Here is an 18498-nt window from a genome sequence, read left to right as displayed (position 1 = left end):
CTTGCAGCGTTGCGTGCGGACGTACTTCAAGGAGAGAACACATGGCTGGACTTCGGAAAGCCCTTGTGGCCGCGGTGCTGACGGGTGGCGTGCTGCTGGGCGCCGTCGCGTGCGGCGGCAGTTCGACGGTCGAGGCGCCCACCACCGCGGCCGACGGCGGTACCTCGTCGGGTCCGACGACGCTCCCGGCGACCGCGCCCGCGTCGTCCTCGGCGGCGCCGACCAACCCGAAGGACGCGGCCTTCGTCGCGAAGATGAAGTCGCAGGGCCTCGTGGCCTCCGACTCGGACATCCTGGGCGCAGCGGGTTACGTGTGCTCCGCGCTGTCGCAGAACCCGAACAAGCAGTACCAGGAGAAGACCCTGCCGACGCTGGTCAAGGCGATGATCGGGACCTCGCGTACGGGTGGCGGCGTCAGCGCCGAGCAGGCCGACAAGCTCGCCACCGCCGACGCGACCAAGCTGATCGCCGAGGCCAAGACCTCCTACTGCAAGGCCTAGCCGGGTGACGCACCAGCAGCCCGACGGTAAGCCCGGCGGACGCCGGTTCTCGCCCCTCACGATCGCGGTGGGCGTGATCGTGGTGATCGCGCTGGTGCTGCTGGCGATCCTCGTCGGGACGTGGCTGCGGCCGGGGCCCTCGATTCCGCCGCCGTCGGAATCGCAGAGCTCGGCGCCGAGCACCTCCGGGTTCCCGCCGCGGCCGAAATCCCAGCCGGCGGACTGCCCGGACGTGCAGGTGATCTCCGTGCCCGGCACCTGGGAGTCGAAGAGCACCGACGACCCGTACCGGCCCACGTTCAACCCGAACTCGTTGATGCTCAAGGTGACCGGGCCTCTCGCGTCGTCGATCCCGGGCTCGCGGGCCGACATCTGGACCACGCCGTACGTGGCGCAGCTGTCGAATCCCGTCGCGATCCCGCCGGACGGGCAGGCGTCCTACGAGAAGTCCCGCACCGAGGGCTACGACAAGTCGGTCGCGCAGATCACGAAGGTGTACCAGCGGTGCAAGCTCACCGGCTTCGTGTTGATGGGCTTCTCCCAGGGCGCCGTGATCGCGGGTGACATCGCCGCCGAGATCGGCGCCGGCAAGCTCATCCCCGCCGAGAACGTGCTCGGTGTGGGCCTGATCTCCGACCCGCGGCGCGAGCCGGGGGACGCGCGCACCGTGGGCCCGAACCCGCCCGGTGTCGGCGTCGAGGTCGCCTACGGCGGCTTCAGCTTCGGCAGCCTGTCGCTGCGCGGTAAGCGCGAGGGCGGCTTCGGAGCGGTGAAGGACCGCACCGTCTCGCTGTGCGGCGCCAAGGACCCGATCTGCAACCAGCCGAAGGACATCTTCCAGGTGGACGAGCTGACCAAGACGCTGCCCGAGCTGCAGAAGGTGCTCACCGGCAATTCGCACGCGCTGTACGCGACCACCGCCGACTGGAACCTGAACGGCCAGACCGCGACGCAGTGGCTGCAGGGCTGGGCGCGCGGCGTGATCGACAAGGCGCCTAAGCCTCCGCACAGCTGACCCTGGTATCCACAGAGGAATGGCAGGCAAGAGCAAGCGCGCCCTGAACGTGTTCGGCATCGCGGTGATCATCGCCGCGATCATCGCGCTCATCGTGGTGGGAACCCTCCTCTGGTCGATGTGGAACAGGACGGGTCCCACCCCGCCGGGCGAGCCCACCGGCCCGCAGGCGGCAGGGTGCCCGGACGTGCAGGTGCTGTCCTTCCCCGGCACGTGGGAGTCCTCGGCGACCGACAGCCCGGAGAACCCCGCGTTCAACCCGCGCTCGCTCATGTTGCAGGTGACGAACCCGCTGAAGAAGCGGTTCGCGCCCGCGCGCGCCGATGTCTGGACCGTGAACTACGCGGCGCAGTTCCACAACCCGATCGCGGTCCCGCCGGACGGCCAGATGACCTACCAGGCCTCGCGCCAGCAGGGCACGGACCGCGCGATCGCGAAGATGAAGGCGGTCACGGCGACGTGCCCGCGCACGGGCTTCGTGCTGGTCGGCTTCTCGCAGGGGGCCACGATCGCGGGCAACATCACCGCGCAGATCGGCGCGGGCAAGGGGCCGATCGTCGCGCAGCGGTTGCTCGGCGTCGGCCTGATCTCCGACAGCCGCCGGGTGCAGGGGCAGGGGCGCGCGATCGGCGTCGACCCCGAGGGCGAGGGTGTCGAGGTCACGTTCTCCGGCTTCAACTTCTCGGGTGTCGACCTGCAGGGCAAGCGCGACGGCGGCTTCGGCTCGGTGAACGACAAGGTCGTCACCATCTGCGGTTCCAACGACCCGATCTGCAACCAGCCCAAGGGCGGACTGCTGGGCCTGGCCACCGGCCTCCCGCAGGTGATCTCGACGATCACGCAGAACTCGCACGCCGCCTACGGCACCACCGCCAACTGGTCGCTCGACGGTAAGACGGCGACCCAGTGGATGACCGGCTGGGCCGCGGGCGTCATCGACAAGGCGCCGAAGACCACGTGATCGTGCACCGTTGACCCCCTCACAGGGTGGTCAACGGCACACGATTCGTCAGCTCACCGGGCGGGTTGCTGCTGGGTGGCGCAGTGGATCCCGCCGCCGGCTCGTCCCCGTCGGCCCTGGCGTTAGGTGGGGGAGTGAATGTCGCGTGGGGGTCGGTCGAGCCCCTGCTGGAGGATCGGCGTCTGGTGGGGGAGCGAATCTGGGGCAGGGGAATCGGCGCCGCGCGGGGGACGACGGTGCCAACGCCGCCCCGCGTTGTCGGCCGATCTTCGTCCGGCCGACCTCCGTCCGGCCTGCTCCGCCCGTCCGCCCGCTCACCTGGCCGCCCCGCCAACCGCCGGCCCGACAAGCCCCGCCCGGGCCGCACCGTCGAACCGTTAGGCTGTCCGCAACCATGTCAGACCGCACCACCGCCGACCAGGAGTACGCACACGTGAGCACTGAGCCCCGCAAGTTCCGGTTCGCGGCCGGCGGCGCCGGCAACGCCGACGAGGGCGGCGTGCGCAAGTTCGTCAAGCTCGCGCAGGAGGCCGAGGAGCTGGGGTTCGACACCTTCGCGATCCCGGACCGGCTGGACGCGCAGGTGGGTCCGTTGGCGGCGCTCGGCGCGCTGGCCGTGAGCACCTCGACGATCCGGCTCGCCACCTCGATGCTCGCGATGCCCTTCCGGCACCCGGCGGTCCTGGCCAAGGAGCTGACCACGATCGACGTGCTGTCCAAGGGGCGCCTCGAGATCGGACTCGGCCTGGGCGCGTTCAAGGACGATTTCGACCAGTCGGGCATCGAGTTCGAGTCGCCCGCCCGCCGGCTGCAGCGCCTGGACGAGGGCCTGACGGTGCTCGACGCGCTGCTCCGCGGCCAGGAGGCCGAGTTCGAGGGCGAGATCTTCCGGGTCAAGGACCTCAAGGGCTACCCGCGGCCGCGGCAGGGCCCGCGCCCGCCGATCGCGATCGGCGCCGGCGCGCGCCGCACGCTCGAGCTGGCCGCGCGCCGGGCCGACGTGGTCTCGATCAACCCGCGCAGCTCGGCCGAGGGCAAGCTCAAGATCTCGGACATGTCGCTCGACGCGGTGAAGAACAAGGTCGAGGTCGTCGAGGCCGCCGCCGGTGAGCGCTTCGCGGACCTCGAGCTGTCCTGGTCGATCGCGACGATCGTGGTCACCGACGACCGCGAGCAGGTCGCGGATTTCGCGCTCAAGGCCATCGAGCGCGGGCTCTCGGCCAACATCGAGGTCGACAAGGAGGTGACGATCGACGACGTGCTGGGCTCGCCCTACCTCGCGATCGGCACCTTCGACGAGATCGCCGACCAGGTCCGCGCGACCCGCGCGGCCACCGGCATGTCCTACGTCGGCGTCGTCCCCACTCAGATGGAGGCCTTCGCGCCCGTGCTGGAGCAGCTGAAGGGCGAGTGACCCGACCTCACGGTTTTCGCGCCCGCCGTTACCGCGCGGTACGATAGCCGGGTTTGCGGATTTTTCTGCGCGTGTCACCTGACCAAACGGGTGAAACGCGTTACGGATATCGAGCACTATGAGGTGGCGCACAGGTCCGCAACGGGTCCGCGCCGCCACGCGATGTACCACTGTATGACCGGCGCTGCCCGGCACCGGTTACGAGGAGCGATGCATGAACAACGAGTTTGACCAGTTTCTGGATGAAGACGGCAACATCTTCTTCCGCCCCGGAACCACACTGGTCGACTTCGTCGAGAGGAACGCACGGGAGCGTGCCGATACCCTCGCGTACCGCTTCATCGACTACAGCCGCGAGCGTGACGGCGTCGTCCATGAGCTGACCTGGTCGCAGTTCGGTGCCCGCCTGCGCGCCATCGGCGCCCGCCTGCAGCACATCACCAAGCGCGAGGACCGGGTCGCGATCCTGGCCCCGCAGGGCCTCGACTACGTGACCGCCTTCTTCGGCGCGCTCTACGCAGGCAACATCGCCGTGCCGCTGTTCAGTCCGGACGAGCCGGGACACACGGACCGCCTGCGCATCGTCCTCGAGGACTGCAAGCCGACGGCGATCCTGACCAGCTCGGGCTCCGCCGAGGCGTGCCGCAACTTCTTCCGCCACCTCCCGGCGAAGGAGCGGCCCCGCATCATCGCCGTGGACGCCATCCCGGACTCGGTGGGCTCCACGCTCAAGCCCTTCCCGATCTACCGCGACACCATCGCGTACCTGCAGTACACCTCGGGTTCCACGCGCAACCCGGCCGGCGTGCAGATCACCTACGAGGCCGTCGGCACGAACGTCATCCAGATGATCCACGCGCTGGACCTCAACGAGAACTCCCGCGGCGTCACCTGGCTGCCGATGTTCCACGACATGGGCCTGCTCACGGTCATCCTGCCCGCCCTCGGCGGCAAGTTCATCACCATCATGAGCCCGTCGGCGTTCGTCCGCCGCCCGGGCCGCTGGATCAACGAGCTGGCCGCCGTCGAGGACGGTGCTGAGACCTTCGCCGCCGCCCCGAACTTCGCCTACGAGCACGCCGCCGCCCGCGGCCTGCCCAAGGAGGGCGAGACCCTCGACCTGTCGAACGTCAAGGGCCTGATCAACGGCTCCGAGCCGGTCACCGTCTCCTCGATGAAGAAGTTCAACGAGGCTTTCGCCCCGTACGGCCTCTCGCCGAAGGCGATCAAGCCCTGCTTCGGCATGGCCGAGGCGACGCTGTTCGTCAGCTCGACCCCAGTCGAGAACGAGGCCCGCGTGGTCTACGTCGACCGTGACCAGCTGGCTGCCGGCACGTTCGTCGTCTCGGAGGAGGGCGCGGAGGGCGCCGTCCCGCAGGTCTCCTGCGGCGACATCGCGCTGAGCCAGTGGGCCTGCATCGTCGACCCGGAGACCGGCAAGGAGGTGCCCGACGATTCCGTGGGCGAGATCTGGCTCCACGGCATGAACATCGGCTCGGGCTACTGGGAGCGCGACGAGGAGTCCCGCGAGACCTTCCAGAACTACCTGACACCCCTCTCCGAGGGCAGCCACTCCGAGGGTGTGAAGAACCTCGAGAAGGCCAAGTGGATGCGCACCGGCGACTTCGGCGTCTACCACGGTGGTGAGCTGTACATCACCGGCCGCGTGAAGGACCTCGTCATCGTCGATGGCCGCAACCACTACCCGCAGGACATCGAGTTCACGGCGCAGGAGTCGGACACCAAGTACATCCGCACCGGCTACGTCGCGGCGTTCTCGGTGCCGGCGAACGAGCTGCCGCAGGCCGTCTTCGACAGCGCGCACTCGGGGATCACCTACGACGCGAACGACCAGTCGGAGCAGCTCGTGATCGTGGCCGAGCTCGGTGCCGGCGGGGCCAAGCAGGACCAGCAGGCCCTGGCGGACGGCATCCGCTCGGCCGTGGGCGCGGCGCACGGCGTGCTCGCCCGCGACGTCCTGCTCGTGCCCGGCGGCTCGCTGCCCCGCACCAGCTCCGGCAAGATCGCCCGGCGCGCCGGGCGCGCCGCCTACATCGACGGCACGTTGCGCGGCGGCTACACGCAGACCGCGTTCCCCGACGCCGAGGCGAACGACGTCCAGTAGCGCCCACCGGCGCTCTCCACAACTTCATCACACGCGACCCAGGCAACACCCACGGTCTCGACGCGAAGGGTAGAAACACCATGGCTGAGAACGAGTACACCCCCCATGAAGGCCCGACCGGCAAGGCCCGCGAGGATCTGAGCCTCGAGGAACTGCGCGCGTGGATGCGGCAGTGGATCGCGGATGCGACCAAGCAGCCGCTGGAGAACATCACCGACGACAAGTCGCTGGACGAGTTCGGCCTGGGCTCGCGCGACGCGGTCTCGATGGCGTCCGACATCGAGGACTTCACCGGTGTGCAGCTGACGGCCACCGTCGCCTTCCAGCACCCGACGATCGCCCTGCTCAGCCAGCGCATCATCGACGGTGACCCGGTGGTCTCCGACGACGACCTCGCGGCCGAGGCGGCCCAGTACGACCGGGGCGAGGACTTCGAGGCGAACCGCGGCCGGCACGACGTGGCCGTGGTCGGCCTCGCGACCCGTTTCCCCAAGGCCGGCGAGACCCCGGAGTCGACGTGGGAGTTCCTCATCGGGGGCGGCGACGCCACGACCGACCTCCCCGAGGACCGCTGGCTGGAGTTCAAGCAGGACCCGCGCCTGAGGGCGGTCCTCGACGACGCGAACGTGTTCGGCGGTTACCTCGACGACGTGGCCTCCTTCGACGCCGAGTTCTTCCAGATGACGCCGCGCGAGGTCGAGATGGTCGACCCGCAGCAGCGGCTCGCGCTCGAGCTCACGTGGGAGGCGCTGGAGCAGGCCAACATTCCCGCGAGCTCGGTGAAGGGCACCCGCACGGGCGTGTGGATGGGCAGCTCCGCCAACGACTACCAGATGCTCGCGGTCGCCGACCCCACGAAGGCGAACCCGTACGCGCTGACCGGTACGTCCAGCTCGATCGTGGCGAACCGCGTCTCCTACTTCTACGACTTCCACGGCCCGTCGGTCACGGTCGACACCGCCTGTTCGTCGTCGCTGGTCGCGATCCACCAGGCGATCCGCAGCCTGCGCGACGGCGAGACCGACATGGCGGTCGCGGGCGGCGTGAACATGCTCATCGTCCCGGCCGCGACACTCGGCTTCGACACCATCGGCGCGCAAGCGCCCGACGGCAAGATCAAGGCCTTCAGCTCCGACGCGAACGGCATGATCCGCGCCGAGGGCGGCGGTGTGGTCCTGCTCAAGCGTCTCGCCGACGCCGAGCGCGACGGCGACGAGATCCTCGGCGTCATCGCCGGTTCCGCCGTCACCTCCGACGGCAAGTCCAACGGCATCTTCGCGCCGAACCCGGAGGCGCAGGTCACCAACCTGCGCGACGCCTACATCGACGCCGGCATCGACCCGCGCACCGTCGACTACCTCGAGGCGCACGGCACCGGCACCATCCTGGGCGATCCCCTCGAGGCCGACGCCATCGGCCGCGTGCTGGGCCGCGGCCGCGAGGCCGAGAAGCCGCTGCTGCTGGGCTCGGCGAAGACCAACTTCGGCCACATGGAGGCCGCGGCCGGCATCGCCGGCGTCGCGAAGGTGCTGCTCGGCATCCGCAACGGACAGATCCCGGCGTCGCTGCACTTCGCCGGCCCGAACCCGTACATCCAGTTCGAGGCCAACCGCCTGCTCATGGCGACGCGGAACACGGAGTGGCCCCAGTACTCCGGTGCGAAGCTGGCCGGTGTCACGGGGAACGGCTTCGGTGGCACCAACGCCCACGTGGTGGTCAAGGAGTACGTCGCACCGGAGATCGTGGAGGGCGAGACCGAGGGAGACGAGGCCGCGAGCGGCATTCCGGCGTTCTACGCGGCCGCCGTCGAGGGCGCCGCGGTCCCGCTGGTGCTCACCGCCTACGTCCCGTCGCGCCGACGGGCCGCCGCCGCCGAGCTCGTCGAGTGGCTGGAATCGGAGGAGGCCAAGGACTACTCGATCGCCGAGATCGGCCGGACCCTGGCGCACCGCAACCACGGCCGCGTGCGGTCGGTGGTGATGGCCAAGGACCTCGACGAGGCGATCAAGGGCTTCCGTGCCATCGCCGAGGGCAAGAACGCCCCGAACGTCCTGTCCGCCAACCAGCCCGACGCCACGGGCCCGGCGTTCATCTTCTCCGGGTTCGGCAGCCATCACCGGAAGATGGCCAAGCAGCTCTACCTCGAGGACCCCGTCTTCAAGCACTACTTCGACAAGGTCAACGAGCTGATCATCGACGAGTCGGGCAACGACTACGCCGACATGATCACCGACGACGAGCAGACCTTCCACATCGAGACGGGCCAGGTGGGGATCTTCGCCATCCAGGTGGCGCTGGTCGGCCTGTTCCGTCACTACGGCATCGAACCCGGTGTGGTGCTTCCCCATTCGATGGGTGAGGCCACTGCCGCCTGGGTCACCGGCGGCCTCTCGCTACCGGATGCGGTGCGCGTGATCTGCCAGCGCTCGCGCCTGATGGGCGAGGGCGAGGAGATGCTGCCCGAGGAGATGGAGCGCTTCATGGCGCTCGTCGAGTACAGCGCGGCCGACATCGACACCGTGCTCGGCGATTACGAGGGCCTGGAGATCTGCGTCTACGCGGCGCCCACGCACACCGTCATCGGCGGCCCCGGCAAGGTCATCGACAAGATCGTCGAGGAGACCGAGGCCAAGGGCCTGATGGCCCGCAAGCTGGTGACTCGCGGCGCTTCGCACACCTCCCAGATGGACCCGCTCCTCGGCGAGCTGCAGGCCGAGCTCATGGGCATCGAGCCGCACGTGCTGCAGTACCCCATGTACTCGACCGTGAACAAGGACGAGTTCTACAAGGCGGGCCACGCGCCGGTGCACGACGTGGACTACTGGATCAAGGGCCTGCGCCACAGCGTCTGGTTCACCCAGGCCGTCGAGAAGGCCGTCGAGGCCGGCTACCGCACGTTCATCGAGTTCTCCCCGAACCCGATCACCCTGATCTCCGTCGCCGCGGTCACCTTCGGCTCGGGCATCCAGGACGCCGCGCTGGTGCAGACCCTCAAGCGCAAGGAGGACGAGCCTGGCACCATCATGACGGCGCTCGCCACCGTGTTCTCGCGCGGCCACCACGTGGACGTGGCGGCGCTGTTCGGCCCCGGCCGCTACGCGCCGGTGCCGCGAACGAAGTTCCAGCGCAAGCACATCTGGATCCAGACCAAGCTGCCCGACGGCGGCTCGGGCGTCGTGCCCGGCGGCCACGTGGCGCTGCCGGACGGCCGCCACGTGTGGCAGCTCGACGCGGGCGCCCTGACCCTGGGCGACCAGTCGCAGATCTCCCTGGTGGATCTCGCGAAGCACGCTGCGGTCCAGGTGCTCGACGGTGCCGCGGTCACCGCGGCCGTCGAGCACGGGGAGCCCAAGGACGGGCTCACCCTCACCACGACGCTGACGCCGCACCCCGGCGGCGCGTCGATCCAGGTGCACGAGAACACCGGCAGGGGCTTCCGGCTCCTGCTCGATGCCGTCGTCGTGGGCGGCGAGGCGTCCGGCACCGCCGCCGCGCCGCTCATCACCAAGGCCGCCGCGCCCGCCGCGGAGGAGATGGACGAGCTCGACGGGACGGAGCCCGAGATCACCGTCTCCGAGGAGACCGAGGCCCCCGCGCCCGAGGGCAGCGCCGAGCGCTGGTCGCCGGATTCCGGTGAGACGGTGGAACACCGGCTCGGCGTGATCATCGCGGAGACCATGGGCTTCGAGATCGAGGACCTGCCCAAGGAGATCCCGCTGATCGACCTGGGCATGGACTCGCTCATCGCGATGCGCATCAAGAACCGCGCCGAGTACGAGTTCGACATCCCGCCGATCCAGATCCAGGCCGTGCGCGATGCGTCCTTCAACGACGTCGTGCAGTTCGTCGAGTACGCGGTCGAGCACCGCGATCAGGTGGATGCGCTGGCCGAGCACCAGTCCGGCACCGGCGAACTCGCCGACGCCGGCCAGCTGGCCGAGATGATGAAGGCCGCCAAGGCGGAGGCCGCGGCGAAGGCCGAGGCCGCAGCCGACGCCCCTGCCGAGACTCCCGTGGTGGCCCCGGCCGCTGAGGCCGCGCCGGCGGCACCGTCGGACCCGGTGGCGGAGGCCGAGAGCCCCAGTACCCCCGACCTTCTGGACGGCGCCGCCATCGCGGAGGCCGTGGGCGACGGCGTGCCCCCGCGCGACGCCGCGGAGCGCCTGACCTTCGCCACCTACGCGATCGTCGTGGGGAAGTCCCCCGGCGGCGTGTTCAACGAGCTGGAGGTGCTCTCGGAAGAGGTCGCGGAGAAGCTCACGGCGCGCCTGTCCGAGCGGGCCGGCGGCGAGATCGACATCGAGGACGTCATCGACTCGAAGAACATCGAGGAGATGGCCACCTACGTGGGCGCGGTCATGAACGAGGCCACCCGGGTCGACGGATTCGTCCGCACCCTGCGCAAGCCGGAGAACTCGGATCGCCGCCCGCTCTTCCTGTTCCACCCCGCCGGCGGTAACACCACCGCCTACGAGGCGCTGCTGCGCAAGCTGCCCGAGGATCTGCCGATCTACGGTTTCGAGCGCATCGAGGGCGAGATCGAGGAGCGGGTCGCCGAATACCTGCCCAAGCTCAAGGAGATCCAGCCCGAGGGGCCGTACCGGCTCGCGGGCTGGAGCCTCGGCGGCGCGTTCGCCTACGGCCTCGCGCGCGCCCTCGAGGACGAGGGCCAGAAGGTCGAGTACGTGGGCCTGCTGGACGTCGTGGCGCCGACGGTGCCGCTCACCGATGAGCCCGCGGAGAAGCGGGCCCGCCTCGAGCGCTGGGAGAAGTTCGCGCGCAAGAACTACGACATCGGCGATGAGATCGAGCTGCCGATCGACCGCCTCGCGGCGGCCGACGACGAGGGCCAGTTCCGGATCATCATGGAGCTGGTGCAGCTGTCCGACAAGAAGATCCCGACCTCGATGATCGAGCACCAGCGCACGTCCTTCGTGGACAACCGCATGCTGATCAAGGTGAACCCCGCCGACTACGGGAAGTTCGGTGGCACGGTCACGCTGTACCGCGCGGATCGCATGCACGACGGTGCGGTGGAGCTGGAGCCCAACTTCGCCGACATCGCGCCGGACGGCGGCTGGGCGCCGGTGGTCGAGGACCTGCGGATCGTCAAGATCGGCGGCGACCACCTGCAGATCATCGACGAGCCGTACGTCGGCAGGATCGCGACACACATGACCACGGAGCTCGACGCCGCAGACGGCGTCGCGTGATCGACGGCAGGGGATAGGGTGACTGACGTGACGGACGTATCGGACCAGGTCGACCTGACCACCACCGCGGGCAAGCTCGACGACCTCTACCGCCGCCTGGAGGCGGCGAAGGACCCGGGCAGCGAGCGGGCCCGTGCCCGCCGCGACGCGAAGGGCCTGCCCAGCGCGCGTGCCCGCATGCGCATGTTGTTCGACGAGGGCACCTTCGTCGAGCTCGATCAGCTCGCGAAGTCGCCCGGCGACGACAAGATCAAGGACGGCGTGGTGATCGGCTACGGCACCGTGAACGGCCGGAAGGTCGCGGCGTTCAGCCACGACCAGACCGTCGGCGCGGGCACCGTCGGCGAGATGTTCGGCCGGAAGATGGTCAAGCTGTACGACTTCGCGGCGGCCGCGGGCCTGCCGGTGGTCGGCATCAACGACTCGGGCGGCGCCCGCATCCAGGACGCGGCCACGTCCATCGCCTGGTACGCCGAGCTCGGCCGGCACCAGGACGGCCTGTGCGGCCAGGTCCCGCAGATCTCGATGATCCTCGGCACCTGCGTCGGCGGCGCGGTCTACGCACCGGCCAACACCGACGTCCTCGTCGGCGTGCAGGACAACACCTACATGTTCGTCACCGGCCCCGAGGTGATCCGCCCGACCACGGGTGAGACCACCTCCGCGGAGGACCTCGGCGGCGCGATCAAGCAGGCGCAGTGGGGCAACCTGCACCACGTCGCGGTCGACGAGCAGGCCGCGTTCGACTGGGTCAAGCGCTACCTGTCCTTCATGCCGGACTCGATCCACCAGCGCGCGCCGCTCATCAACCCGGGCCTGGAACCGGAGCTGACGGAGACGGACCTCTCGCTCGAGTCGATCATCCCGGACGCCGACACGGCCGGGTACGACATCCACGACGTGATCCTGCGCGTCTTCGACGACGGTGACTTCCTCGAGTACGCCGAGTTGTGGGCGCCGAACATCGTGACCGGCTTCGCCCGCGTCGACGGCCAGCCCGTCGGCGTCGTCGCGAACCAGCCGATGCACATGGCCGGCACGCTCGATACGCAGGCGTCCGAGAAGGCCGCCCGGTTCGTGCGCCTGTGCAACTCCTTCAACATCCCGCTCGTCTTCCTCGTGGACGTCCCCGGCATCCTGCCCGGTGTCGAGGAGGAGAAGATCGGCACGATCCGCCGCTCGGGCAAGTTCATCTTCAGCTACGTCGAGGCGGCCGTCCCGAAGGTCACCATCATCCTGCGCAAGTCCTACGGCGGTGCGTGGGCCGTGATGGGCTCCAAGCAGTTGGGTGCCGACTTCGTCTTCGCGTGGCCGACGGCGCGTCTGGCCGTGATGGGTGCCGAGGGTGCCGCCGCGATCATCAAGCGGCGCGAGATCGAGGAGGCCGGCGAGAACGGCCCCGCGATCCGGCAGGCCTTCATCGACTTCTACAACCAGTTCATGGCGACGCCGTGGCTGGCGGCGGAGCGCGGCTACATCGACGGCGTGATCGAGCCGAAGGAGACCCGTCTCCTGATCCGCAAGTCGATCGCGCAGCTGCGCGACAAGGAGCTGCAGCGCGTGCCGCGCCGCACCTACCTCATGCCGATGTAAATGGCGTCTCTGGAGGGCTTTCCGCAGCTCGCCGGGTCGGTGCTCACCGACCCGGACGTGATGGCGGCCTACGCCGTCGACCACTGCTCGCCGGTGCACGGAGCGGTCCCGCTCGCGGTGGTGCTCGCCGAGACCACCGAGGACGTCGCCGCCGCCGCGGCCTGGTGCTACGCCAACGACGTCGTGATCGTGCCGCGCGGCGCGGGCAGCGGCCTCGCCGGCGGGGCCAGCGCCATCGAGGGCTGCGTGATCATCTCGCTCGCGAAGATGAACGCGATGCTCGAGATCAACGTCGCCGATCAGTACGCCCGCGCGGAGGCGGGCGTCCTCAACGCCGACCTCGACCGCGCGGTCCGCGAGCACGGCCTGATGTACCCGCCCGACCCGTCGTCGTTCGAGATCTGCTCCATCGGCGGCAACGTCGCGACGAACGCGGGCGGCCTGCGCTGCGTCATGTACGGCGTGACGCGCGAGTACGTGCTCGGGCTGACCGTCGTGCTGCCCGACGGCCGGATCATCAAGACCGGCAGGCGCACCGTCAAGGGCGTCACGGGCTACGACCTGACCCAGCTGCTGGTCGGCAGCGAGGGCACGCTCGGCATCGTCACCGAGGTCACCGTCAAACTCCGTCCCGCGCCGGTGATCCCGCCGACGACCGTCGCCGCGTCCTTCCCGGACGTGGTGAGCGCGGCGGCCGCGGTCGCCGCGGTGGTCGGCACCGGCGTGGTGCCCGCGCTCATGGAGCTCATGGACCGCCGCACCCTCGAGTGCGTGGAGGCGCTGCGCCCCTTCGGGCTCGAGGAGGAGACCCGGGCGATGCTCATCGGCCAGGGCTCGACGCCCGCCGACGCCGCGGTCCTGGCCCGCGAGTTCGAGGCCGCCGGGGCGCACTACACCGTGGTCTCCGACGATCCCGTCGAGGCGGCCGAGCTGCTGGCCGTCCGCCGCGCCGCCTTCCACGCCTACGAGCACGCGGGCAACATCTTCTCCGAGGACGTGGGCGTGCCCCGTTCGCAGCTGCCGGAGATGTTCGCCCGGATCGAGGCCATCTCCGCGAAGTACGACGTCGACATCCCCACGTGTGCGCACGCCGGCGACGGCAACCTGCACCCCACGCTGATCTACCCGAAGGATCAGCGGGAGGTGCCCCAGGCCATCTGGGACGCCGCCGACGAGGTCTTCCAGGCCGCGCTGGAGCTCGGCGGAACGCTGACCGGTGAGCACGGCGTGGGTGTGTTGAAGGCCCGCTGGGTGGGCGAGGAGCTCTCCGAGGACGTCCTCGACCTGCACCGCGGCATCAAGGCCGTCTGGGACCCGAAGAACCTCCTCAACCCCGGCCGCGGCTTCTAGCGCCGCTGTTGCGCGCACCGCCGCGTGACGTCACGTCGGCGATCGAGGGGGCAGCCCGGGTGCGGATGCGCTCCCGCACCCGTTTCGCCCTGTCGCACCCGGCGTGCCGGGTGCGCTCGCGCGGTTCGGGTGCGGATGGCTTCTCGCACCCGAATCGCCCGCCGCGGCCGGGTGGATCAGGCCAGCGATGCCACGAACACCGCGGCGACGGCCTCGAGGCCGCGCTGATCGTCGTCGCTGAACCGCGCGGGTAACTCGCTGTCGAGATCGAAGACGCCGACGAGGGCACCGTCGGGCCCGATCAACGGCACCACGAGCTCCGAACGGGTGGCGGCGTCACAGGCGATGTGGTCCGCGACCGCGTGCACGTCGTCGACCCGCTGCGTCTCGCGCGTGCGCGCGGCGGCCCCGCACACGCCGCGGTCGAGCGGGATGCGGATGCACGCCGGCAGCCCCTGGAAGGGGCCCACGACGAGCTCGGCACCGTCGAAGAAGTAGAAGCCCACCCAGTTGAGGTCGGGCACCGTCGCCTTCACGAGAGCCGAGAGGTTCGCGGCGTTGGCGACCCGATCGGGCTCACCGTCGATCAGGGCCCGGGCGTGGTCGGCGAGCTCGGCGTAGCGCTCGGCGGGGGAGTCGGGGAGTTCGGGAAGGGAGAACGACACGCCCCGACGGTACGGGGTCCGACGGTGCGCCGACACCTTCCGTCGACCCTGATTCTGGGCGGAAGCTGAGAGGTTCACGGGTTGAACGCGGCCTGATCCGAGGCCGAAAAGTACCGGTTGTCCAGCGCTGACCATGCAGTATGGACGATCTTTGCGTTCGGGAGTAACGGACGCCGACGCGCGCCCGACTAAGAGTTTGTCAGGAACTGAGATGTCGCATACAGTGCCTGATGAGCACTGCTCCGCCTGTCTTGCCGTGCCATGGGGGTCTCCTGTGGTACCGGACGGTCCCGGTCCACCGGGCCCGCGCAGGCGGTAGGACGCGCCCACCGGGCGACCGAACAAGGAAGAGAGTTACGAATGCGTATGCGTAACGGCTTGGCCAAGAAGGCTGTCGCTGCCGCCGTCACCGTGGCTGCCATTCCGGCCCTCACGATCGCCGGCACGGGCGCCGCGAACGCGTGGGGTCCGGGCAGCGCCAAGAACCCGCCGAAGGGCTTCAAGCAGGCCTTCGTCAACGGCGCCGGCATGCCGAACGTGAAGGTCCGCACCTGGGCGTCCACGACGACCGACCCGAAGACCGCCCCCACCGTGGTCTTCCTCGACGGCCTGCGCGCCACCTGGGACGTCTCGGGCTGGGAGCGCGACGCCAACGTGGCCTTCCTGTCGCAGAAGGGCATCAACGTCGTGATGCCCGTCGGCGGCACCTCGAGCTGGTTCACCGACTGGCAGGCGCCGTCGTCCACGAACCGCCAGCCCTACCGTTACACCTGGGCCTCGTTCCTGAAGACCAGCCTGCCGCAGTACATCAAGAGCCTCGGCTTCAGCGACAACGTCTCGCTGGTCGGCCTCTCGATGTCCGGTAGCGCCGCGATCATCAACACCCTCGACTCGAACGGCTACTACAAGCGTGCCGCGTCGCTGTCGGGCCTGAACAACATCTCGGCGCCGGGCATCCCGATCGCCGTCGGCATCGCCTCCCTCGATTCGGGCGGCTACAACGCCGGCCTCGACATGTGGGGCGGCCCGTTCGACTCGCGCTGGGCCAAGAACGACCCGACCGTCCAGGTGAACCGCCTCAAGAACATCCCGCTGTGGATCTCGGCCGGTAACGGCGTCTTCGGCAAGTACACCCCGAACCCGGGCCCCGCCGATGTCATCCAGGGCGTGCCGCTCGAGTGGCTTGCGCTGTCGCAGTCGCGCTCCTTCCAGGGCGCCGCGCAGCGTGCCGGCCTGAACAAGGTGCACTACGACTTCCCGCCGGCCGGCACCCACACCTGGGGCTACTGGCAGGACCAGGTGTGGCAGATGCAGCGCACCGGTTGGTTCTCGAAGTAGACTTCGCGAACGCACGAACAGATCACACGACAGACGGCCTCGTTCGGACGAATGGGGTCGTCTGTCGTATTGTGATGTGGATGACTTTCCTGAGGAATACGGGAGCGTCTGTAACGACTTACCCTGTGATTTCGATGAGATCCAGGGAGAGTGTCACCCATGTGACGAGTGTGAAACATGTGACATGTGTGACGAACGATGTTAGAGTGACGGCTGTGACTATGCTTGGTCGGGAACGACGGGCTGTCCGGTCCACCAGCAAATGCGCGGCAACGCGTGAAAAAGGAGAGGTCAGCAATGCGAGCAGCCTGGGGTAAGCGAGCGGGTGCGGCGGTTCTCACCGCGGCCATGGTGCCCGCCCTCGCCGGCATGGGTGCCGGCGTCGCCGGTGCCTGGGGTCCGGGTAGCGCCAAGAACCCGCCCAAGGGATTCAAGTCCGAGAAGGTCGACGGTGCCGGCATGCCGGCCGTCACGGTGCGTTCGTGGGCTTCCACGACGACCGATCCGGCCAAGGCCCCGACCGTCGTCCTGCTCGACGGCCTGCGCGCCACGCAGGACGTCTCGGGCTGGGAGCGCGACTCCAACGTCGCCTTCCTGTCGGAGAAGGGCGTCAACGTCGTCATGCCCGTCGGCGGTACGGCCAGCTTCTACACGAACTGGGCGAACTCGTCGAAGCAGGGCAACGGCACCTACAAGCCCACCTGGGGCAACTTCCTGGCCACGAGCCTGCCGGCGTACATCAAGTCGCGCGGCTTCTCGAGCAACCTCTCGCTCGTCGGCATCTCGATGGGTGGCGGCGCCGCCCTCATCAACGCTGCCAACAACCCCGGCGTGTACAAGCGCGCCGCGGCTCTGTCGGGCTTCCTGAACACCTCGGCCCCGGGCATGCCCGTCGCCGTGGGTGTCGCGATGCTGGACGCGGGCGGCTACAACGTGCTCGACATGTGGGGCGGCCCGTTCGACGCCAACTGGGCGAAGAACGACCCGACCGTGCAGGCCGGCCGCATGAAGGGCCTGAAGCTGTGGATCACCGCCTCGACCGGTGAGCCCGGCAAGTACACCCCGAACCCGTCGCCCGCCGACATCGTCCAGGGTGTGCCGCTGGAGATCCTCGCCAAGTCGCAGTCGGAGGCCTTCAAGGCCGCCGCCGACAAGGCCGGCGTGTCCGCTCACTACGACTTCTCGTCGGTGGGCACCCACACCTGGGGCTACTGGAGCGACCAGGTCTGGCAGATGCAGCGCACCGGTTGGTTCAACTGACCCCGCGCTGACGCAGCGATCGTAAGGAAGGCCCCGGGCACTCGCCCGGGGCCTTCCCGCGTATCGGTACCCTCTTCATCGAACCCACAGCAGAAACCTGAGGCCACAGACGATGACCCTGCGCGCTCCCACGACCACCGACGCCGACGAGCCCATCGGCTTCCGGATCGACCCCGTGCTCGCCCGGAGCTGGCTCCTGGTGAACGCGGCGCAACCCGAGCGGTTCGACGATGCCGCCCGCTCGCGTGCGGACATCGTGGTGCTGGACATCGAGGACGCGGTCGCGCCCAAGGACAAGGCCGTCGCCCGGGCGAACGTGGTCGACTGGCTGGGGCGGGAGAACGACGGTGTGCCCCCGGGCGCCTGGGTGCGCGTGAACGGCTTCGGCACGCAGTGGTGGGCCGACGACTTGGAGGCGCTGCGCGATGCGAAGCACCTGGGTGGCGTGATGCTCGCGATGGTCGAGTCGATGGACCACGTGACCGAGACCGCGAAGCGGCTGCCGGACACGCTGATCGTCGCGCTGGTCGAGACGGCCCGGGGGCTGGAGCGGATCGGTGAGATCGCGTCCGCCAAGGGGACCTTCCGGCTCGCCTTCGGCATCGGCGACTTCCGCCGGGACACCGGCTTCGGCGGCGACCCGATGACCCTGGCGTACGCCCGGTCGCGGTTCACCATCGCCGCGAAGGCGGCGCACCTCCCCGGCGCCATCGACGGCCCGACGGTGGGCTCGAAGGGACTGTTGCTCAGCGAGGCCACGGCCGTCTCGGCCGAGTTCGGCATGACCGGCAAGATCTGCCTCACGCCGGATCAGTGCCACCCGGTGAACGAGGGGTTGAGCCCCTCGCCCGAGGACATCCGCTGGTCGCGGGAGTTCTTCGCGGAGTTCGACCGTGACGGCGGCGAGATCCGCAACGGCTCCGACCTGCCGCGCATCGCACGGGCCACGAAGATCCTCGACCTCGCCCGCGCCTACGGCATCGTGGTCTCGGACGGGATCGAGGGCGAGCACGCCCCGGCCCCGTCGGACACCTTCCACTACTGACCCCGACGGCGAAGCCCCC

At 69.4% G+C, this 18498-nt stretch carries 12 protein-coding genes; 11 read left to right on the top strand and 1 reads right to left on the bottom strand.

The window, feature by feature from the left end:
* Positions 1-41 precede the first annotated feature (41 nt).
* The 8 genes from ABZX10_RS11045 (at position 42) to ABZX10_RS11010 (ending at position 14171) form a co-directional block, all read left to right on the top strand.
* Entirely contained in the window at positions 42-500 is a 459-nt protein-coding gene (locus tag ABZX10_RS11045; protein WP_355538731.1) for a DUF732 domain-containing protein, read from the top strand.
* Between the two features lie 4 nt (positions 501-504).
* A complete protein-coding gene (locus ABZX10_RS11040; RefSeq protein WP_355538728.1) occupies positions 505-1515 on the top strand; it encodes a cutinase family protein in 1011 nt (336 codons plus the stop codon).
* Between the two features lie 19 nt (positions 1516-1534).
* Entirely contained in the window at positions 1535-2476 is a 942-nt protein-coding gene (locus ABZX10_RS11035; protein ID WP_355538725.1) for a cutinase family protein, read from the top strand.
* Positions 2477-2870: 394 nt separating this feature from the next.
* Positions 2871-3890 carry a TIGR03621 family F420-dependent LLM class oxidoreductase gene (locus ABZX10_RS11030; RefSeq protein WP_355538721.1) on the top strand — a complete coding sequence of 340 codons (1020 nt, stop codon included), beginning with the start codon at positions 2871-2873 and terminating at the stop codon, positions 3888-3890.
* A 214-nt stretch (positions 3891-4104) separates the two neighbouring features.
* A complete protein-coding gene (gene fadD32, locus ABZX10_RS11025) occupies positions 4105-6015 on the top strand; it encodes a long-chain-fatty-acid--AMP ligase FadD32 (protein WP_355538718.1) in 1911 nt (636 codons plus the stop codon).
* Between the two features lie 80 nt (positions 6016-6095).
* Entirely contained in the window at positions 6096-11228 is a 5133-nt protein-coding gene (gene pks13, locus ABZX10_RS11020; protein WP_355538715.1) for a polyketide synthase Pks13, read from the top strand.
* A gap of 54 nt (positions 11229-11282) precedes the next feature.
* Positions 11283-12821 (top strand): acyl-CoA carboxylase subunit beta, encoded by a 1539-nt coding sequence (locus ABZX10_RS11015; protein ID WP_355538788.1) that lies wholly within the window; start codon positions 11283-11285, stop codon positions 12819-12821.
* Positions 12822-14171: an FAD-linked oxidase C-terminal domain-containing protein gene (locus ABZX10_RS11010; protein ID WP_355538712.1), complete on the top strand. Its 1350-nt coding sequence runs from the start codon at positions 12822-12824 to the stop codon at positions 14169-14171.
* Between the two features lie 176 nt (positions 14172-14347).
* Here the strand turns inward: ABZX10_RS11010 and ABZX10_RS11005 are convergent, their stop codons facing one another.
* Complete coding sequence (locus tag ABZX10_RS11005) at positions 14348-14836, bottom strand: GAF domain-containing protein (protein ID WP_355538709.1); 489 nt, start codon at positions 14834-14836, stop codon at positions 14348-14350.
* A gap of 366 nt (positions 14837-15202) precedes the next feature.
* Between ABZX10_RS11005 and ABZX10_RS11000 the strand changes: the two genes are divergently transcribed.
* From ABZX10_RS11000 to ABZX10_RS10990, 3 genes are all read left to right on the top strand, one after another.
* A complete protein-coding gene (locus ABZX10_RS11000; RefSeq protein ID WP_355538706.1) occupies positions 15203-16174 on the top strand; it encodes an alpha/beta hydrolase family protein in 972 nt (323 codons plus the stop codon).
* Between the two features lie 297 nt (positions 16175-16471).
* Positions 16472-17434, top strand: a complete 963-nt coding sequence (locus tag ABZX10_RS10995) for an alpha/beta hydrolase family protein (protein ID WP_355538703.1) — start codon at positions 16472-16474, stop codon at positions 17432-17434.
* Positions 17435-17546: 112 nt separating this feature from the next.
* Entirely contained in the window at positions 17547-18479 is a 933-nt protein-coding gene (locus tag ABZX10_RS10990; RefSeq protein ID WP_355538700.1) for a CoA ester lyase, read from the top strand.
* The last annotated feature ends 19 nt before the right edge of the window (positions 18480-18498 follow it).

It is taken from the genome of Tsukamurella sp. NPDC003166 (assembly GCF_040611135.1).
Taxonomy (GTDB): Bacteria; Actinomycetota; Actinomycetes; order Mycobacteriales; family Mycobacteriaceae; genus Tsukamurella.
Note: the sequence above shows the minus strand (reverse complement) of the source record. Positions and strands in the feature narration are given on the sequence as shown.

Coding starts and splice junctions, on each gene's coding strand:
- ABZX10_RS11045 (WP_355538731.1), top strand. CDS start 42: ATGGCTGGACTTCGGAAAGCCCTTGTGGCCGCGGTGCTGACGGGTGGC.
- ABZX10_RS11035 (WP_355538725.1), top strand. CDS start 1,535: ATGGCAGGCAAGAGCAAGCGCGCCCTGAACGTGTTCGGCATCGCGGTG.
- ABZX10_RS11030 (WP_355538721.1), top strand. CDS start 2,871: ATGTCAGACCGCACCACCGCCGACCAGGAGTACGCACACGTGAGCACT.
- fadD32 (WP_355538718.1), top strand. CDS start 4,105: ATGAACAACGAGTTTGACCAGTTTCTGGATGAAGACGGCAACATCTTC.
- pks13 (WP_355538715.1), top strand. CDS start 6,096: ATGGCTGAGAACGAGTACACCCCCCATGAAGGCCCGACCGGCAAGGCC.
- ABZX10_RS11010 (WP_355538712.1), top strand. CDS start 12,822: ATGGCGTCTCTGGAGGGCTTTCCGCAGCTCGCCGGGTCGGTGCTCACC.
- ABZX10_RS11000 (WP_355538706.1), top strand. CDS start 15,203: ATGCGTAACGGCTTGGCCAAGAAGGCTGTCGCTGCCGCCGTCACCGTG.
- ABZX10_RS10995 (WP_355538703.1), top strand. CDS start 16,472: ATGCGAGCAGCCTGGGGTAAGCGAGCGGGTGCGGCGGTTCTCACCGCG.
- ABZX10_RS10990 (WP_355538700.1), top strand. CDS start 17,547: ATGACCCTGCGCGCTCCCACGACCACCGACGCCGACGAGCCCATCGGC.